The sequence below is a fragment of the Paenarthrobacter sp. 22069 genome (genome assembly GCF_052046035.1).
Taxonomy (GTDB): Bacteria; Actinomycetota; Actinomycetes; order Actinomycetales; family Micrococcaceae; genus Arthrobacter.
In genome coordinates this window covers 1-5099 of the sequence record NZ_JBQEQF010000055.1, presented here as the reverse complement: position 1 = coordinate 5099, position 5099 = coordinate 1, and the positions used below count along the sequence as shown (strand labels likewise).

Genomic DNA, 5099 nt, shown 5'->3' with positions numbered 1-5099 from the left:
TCATAGCGCCTCTGTGTGTCAAGCAGCAGTGTTTAGGGCCTGCTGGTGGTCGTGCAGAATTCGCCGGTAGAGGACGTTGGAGAGGCGTCGTTTGAGTGCTCTGCGGGCTTCGCGGGGTGTTTTTCCTTCGCCGGTTTTCTTCAGGTAGTAATCCCGCCCTGGTCCCGGGTCGCGGCTTTGACAGATTGCCATGGTGTGCAGCACTGAGTTGAGCTGCCGGTTGCCGCCGGTGTTCAGTCTGTGGCGGTTCTGATTGCCGCTTGAGGCTTGCAGGGGCGCCGTTCCTGTGTAGCTGGCGAAGTGTGAGGCGCTCGGGAACCTGGTGATGTCGCCGACATGGCCGAGAAGCTTTGCCGCGAGCACGACGCCAACTCCCGGGATCTCCTGCAAGGTCGTGGCGGATGCTGCCAGGGCTTCACGGGTTTGTGCTTCGTTGCCTTTGATGGCTGTGTCGATGCGCCGCAGGTCAGCCAGCAGGTCCCGGGCGAGTTCGCGTCGGACGGCATCGGTGGCTGTTGCCGGCCGGACAATACGCAGCGCGGCGGCCGCCTTGTCAGCATTGAGGCCGGTCTCGACGCCGCCGGGTACCAGTTCACGCAGGAGCCGGTGCAGGCGGTTCAGTATCCGGGCGCGCTCGTGGCCAAGGTCTTCGCGGCGCTCGGCCAACAATCGCAGAATCGTGCTCTGGTTTTCGGCCGTAACCGTCCGCAGATTCTCCTGCCGAAGTGCAGTGACGGCAACGGCGAAGGCATCGGCCGGGTCACTCTTTCGGCCACCGCCGGTGGAAAGAACTCTGACCTTCATGGCCAACGTCGAGGGGACATCGACCACGGACTCCCCGCGGGCCACAAGGATCTGGGCAATTCCGCGTCCGAGCCCGTTGGCGCCCTCAATCGCGAATCTCCGTTCAGGCCATTGCTCGGCCCAACCCAACAGTTGCTTGGCAGTGCCGGCATTGACCACGAAGCGCCGCACCGCGAGTTGGCAACCTAAGGAATCGATGGCTGAGGCAGTAACGGAGGATTTATGTGGATCGATGCCGATAACAATCATGTCCAGGGTTTCCTTTCGCCGATTTCGGTGATGGATCACCCGTGGCGGGCACCCTGACTTGAAGTGTTTGCATGCCTCTGTCGAGCCACGCCCCGGGCGGGCGTCAGCGGCGCGGCACGCTATGAGTGAGCCAACCCGAACGATAGGGGCGGCAAGGAGCTTGCGGACCTGTGCCGGCTGACACCCTGGACGCTACAAGACTGCAGATCTTGCGGCGTCCCACCCCTAATGGAACAAGTCAGGAGCCTGATACGACCAGTCCCATTACCGTTTTGTCTGCCCACCTGGCCCGCGCCCGAGCAATCAGCATTCGACGCGACTGAGGGGCAATTTCCATCTTGGCAAGCAAACCAACAAAAGTCATCGCGGGCATAGACACCCACGCCGACACACACCACGTCGCCGTGATCAACGAACACGGCAAACCCCTCGCGGACAAGGAATTCCTGGCCGTGGGATCCGGATACCGGAAAATCATCGACTTCATCACCTCCTACGGCACAGTCCTGGCCGTCGGGGTCGAAGGAACCGGCTCCTACGGTGCCGAACTCGCCCGAACCCTCCGCGGTGAAGGGCTGACCGTGTTGGAGGTAAACCGCCCCAACCGGGCCGCCCGCCGGCTCAACGGGAAGTCCGACCCGCTGGATGCCTACCAGGCCGCCAAATCCGTGCTTGAGGGGCGGACGAAGGCGATCCCGAAGGCCAAAGACGGCCCCGTGGAATGCCTACGGATCATACGTTCCGGACGCGCATCAGCGATCAAAGCCCGCACCGCGGCCATCAACCAGATCAAGGCGCTCCTCGTTTCGGCCCCGGACAAGATCCGGGCGAAATACAGGGCGATGGCTACCTCAGCGCTGATTACTGCCCTGCAGCGCACGAGACCTTCCGGGCACCTGGCAGACCCCGAGTACGTGACCCTAATGACCCTCAAGGCATTGGCAACACGCTGCCAAGCACTGGGAGCAGAAATCGAGGCTGCCGACGCGGCCCTCAAGGAAATCCTCGACAGCTACGCTCCGCTGCTCTGTGATCTCCCAGGAGTCGGGACCGAAGTAGCCAGCCAGCTCTTGATCACTTTCGGGGACAACCCGGACCGGCTGGGCAACGAAGCCCAATTCGCTTCGCTCGTCGGAGTCGCGCCAGTACCAGCCTCATCGGGCAAGACAACCCGCCACCGGCTCAGTAGGGGCGGCGATCGAAGCGCCAATAACGCCTTGCATCAGGTGGTCCTGGTGCGTATGGGCTCGTGTCAACGGACCAAGGAATACGTGGCTAAACGGACGGCCGAGGGCAAGAGCAAACGCGAAATCATGCGCTGCCTCAAACGCTACGCAGCCCGGGAGATCTACCGCCAGATCACCAACCCCAGGCCGGCACCGGACAACTCAGACCTCCGCTGCATGCGGACAGAACTCGGCCTCACCATTGCGACAGTGGCCGGCGAACTCGGCCAATGGGTGTCCATCCTTTCGCGCCTGGAACGCGGACGCATCCGTAATGACGAGCTCGCGGCGACCTACCGCCGTTGGCTCACCGAGCAAGAAGTACCCTAGGCCCACATGTCCTGGCCTATCCGCGCCGGCGCTGCCACTGCGAGGCATGCCAGAACATCAGGCCGAGGAAGGTCAGGATTCCGACGAATACAGCTGGCTGGGCAAATGAAAATAGGACGTAGGCCATGCTGACCCGATCAGTCATTGACACAGACAAGGGAGCATTCAAAAGGAATCCGATGCCGCCGAAAACCAGCACCCCAACCACCAGCCAAAGCACCCCGATGAACGGGTTCAGCTTGGGGCCGGACCGGGAAACATCCTCAACTGGGCCCTCCGCCGCTGCCGTCAACGGGTTACCGTCCTGGTCCACTTCGTGAAATCCAACTACTCCAGACTGGTGCTGGTTCATGCGCTCCCCCTTGGCTATCCAGCAGCCTGAATAGGCTGTGAAAGCATCAGCCTAACTGTCTTCACTGGGCAAGACTCGGGCGTATTCAATGAACCCTCGAACTAATTTGACGCCTATAGGAGCATCGTCGTAGACAAGACAGGGCCAGGGGGTTCGGAGCTCTGCGACGGCACCCCTGGACCCAACAGCCGGCCGCGCCAGCGGACGCCCGATCCTGGGTGAGCTCCGCGAACCCTCGATCAGCACCCCGGAGCCTGCTTTCGGCATCCCTGGCTTCAAGCGGCCGCGGGACTCCGATCGTCGGCACCTAGTGTGCGAATGGCGGTCCGCCGCCGCCGACCCGTAGCGCAAGCCGGCCACGACGGCGGGCCGCCCGCGGTGACCGGCCCGGGAAGGACCGGCCACCGGCGGGAGTCCTAGACGATATGAAGAGGAACAGAACCTGCCCGTCCGGGGTCGGTCCATTATCGCCGGGCGGTCCTGCAGCGCCGGCTTGATGTGATCGGCGGCCCTGAGAGGGATCTGGCCGCTGCAGGACCTGTTCCCGGCAGTGATGTCCCTTATCCCGGAAGGGCAGGTTCTGGCGGGAGCATGGGGGGCCGGGGCCTTCTGTTTCACAGGGTCCGTGGGTTGCCATTGGCGGCTCCCGTGGCCTGCGAGGCTCATTGGGGGTGCAATGGTAGTGCCACATGTGAGGTTTGGGAGGTCCCGGCTATGTTTGAGCATACTTTCATTGGTCTGGATGTTCACGCGGTCAATGTCGTCGGCCATGCGCTGAACCCAGGCACTGGTGAAATCAGTCTCCACACGATGGCCGCTGACCCGGCCCTGATCCTGGAGTGGGTCCGGCGATTCGAGCCGCCCGTCAAGGTCGTTTATGAGTCAGGCCCGACAGGGTTTGTACTGGCCCGGCACCTGCGGGCCGCGGGCATCAACTGTGTGGTGGCGGCGTCCTCGAAGCTGCTGCGCGCTCCCGGGGACCGGGTAAAAACCGACAGGCGGGATGCCCGGGTTTTGGCTGAGATGCTCGCGGTCGGCTCGGTCACCGAAGTCCGCATCCCGGAGCCGGACGAAGAGGCGTTGCGGGACCTGTCCCGGCTGCGCTCGGGCACCGCCAAAGACCTCGCGCATGCCCGGCAGCACGTGAACGCCGTCCTGCTCCGGCACGGGATCCGCTACCCCAAGGACAGCAGGTGGACTACAGAACACAGTCGGTGGCTGCACCGCCAGAGCTTTCACGACCCGGCGCTGCAGTTCACCTACGACGCCGATGTCGAGCAGGCCGAGCTGCTTGCAGCGCATCTGGCTCGCATCGACAAACAGATCACCATCACAGCGGCGGCGTGCCGCTACGCAACAGTGATTGACGCGCTGATGTGCTTACGCGGCATCCAGCTCACGACCGCGTTCGGTCTGGCCGTGGAAATCGGTGACTGGACCCGCTTCACCGGCTCATCCATCGGCTCCTATCTCGGTCTGGTCCCCAGCGAAGAATCCTCCGGCCAGTCCCGGCACCAGGGCCCGATCACCAAAGCCGGCAACACCTATGCCCGGAAACTCCTCATCGAAGCGGCTTGGCAGCACCGCCGCCCCTACGCCCGGCCCGGAGAACGGCTGCTGCGCCAACTTGACCTGGTCGCGCCGGCAACCCGCATCCGGGCCCTCGAAGGAAACCACCGGCTGCACCGCAAATGGGAACACTTCGATGAACGCCACAAAATGTCAGTGAAGGCCAACACGGCGATCGCCCGCGAACTCGCCGCTTGGTGCTGGTCACTGGCCGCCCCGCTCCAGGAAGGACAACACATGAAAGCGGCCTGACCCGGAACCTGCCCGCCGACAGTGAGCAGTTGCGGGGGGCGATGACAGCACCCGGAGCCAACTCGGGCTTCAGCTATGAGCAGACGGTCCAAACCACCATCGACGCTCGATCCTAGACACCGATACGCTCCAGCCGAACAAATCGTCATGCGGTAACCAACCCGCGAATGTCAGCCTGACACTGCCCCAGTCGAAAAAGACTCGCCACGCCCCCCACAGCATCACAACCGGCCGGCACACGATGAGCGGCCCCCGGGAACCAAACCCAGGAGCCGCTCATCCATGCACTCTTGACAACGAGATCTACATATCAGCTG

General features: G+C 63.2%; 4 protein-coding genes. 2 read left to right on the top strand and 2 right to left on the bottom strand.

All coding sequences use genetic code 11. The features are described from left to right. Positions 1-18 precede the first annotated feature (18 nt). Complete coding sequence (locus tag ACTJK0_RS21350; RefSeq protein WP_440744473.1) at positions 19-1053, bottom strand: IS110 family transposase; 1035 nt, start codon at positions 1051-1053, stop codon at positions 19-21. Between the two features lie 338 nt (positions 1054-1391). Here ACTJK0_RS21350 and ACTJK0_RS21345 point away from each other — a divergent pair, with 338 nt between their 5' ends. After that, positions 1392-2609, top strand: a complete 1218-nt coding sequence (locus tag ACTJK0_RS21345) for an IS110 family transposase (protein ID WP_223917583.1) — start codon at positions 1392-1394, stop codon at positions 2607-2609. Between the two features lie 16 nt (positions 2610-2625). On the opposite strand, the gene ACTJK0_RS21340 is transcribed toward ACTJK0_RS21345, so the two are convergent. After that, positions 2626-2961: a hypothetical protein gene (locus ACTJK0_RS21340; RefSeq protein WP_223917585.1), complete on the bottom strand. Its 336-nt coding sequence runs from the start codon at positions 2959-2961 to the stop codon at positions 2626-2628. Between the two features lie 714 nt (positions 2962-3675). Here ACTJK0_RS21340 and ACTJK0_RS21335 point away from each other — a divergent pair. Further along, positions 3676-4782, top strand: a complete 1107-nt coding sequence (locus tag ACTJK0_RS21335) for an IS110 family transposase (RefSeq protein WP_223992154.1) — start codon at positions 3676-3678, stop codon at positions 4780-4782. Positions 4783-5099 lie beyond the last annotated feature (317 nt).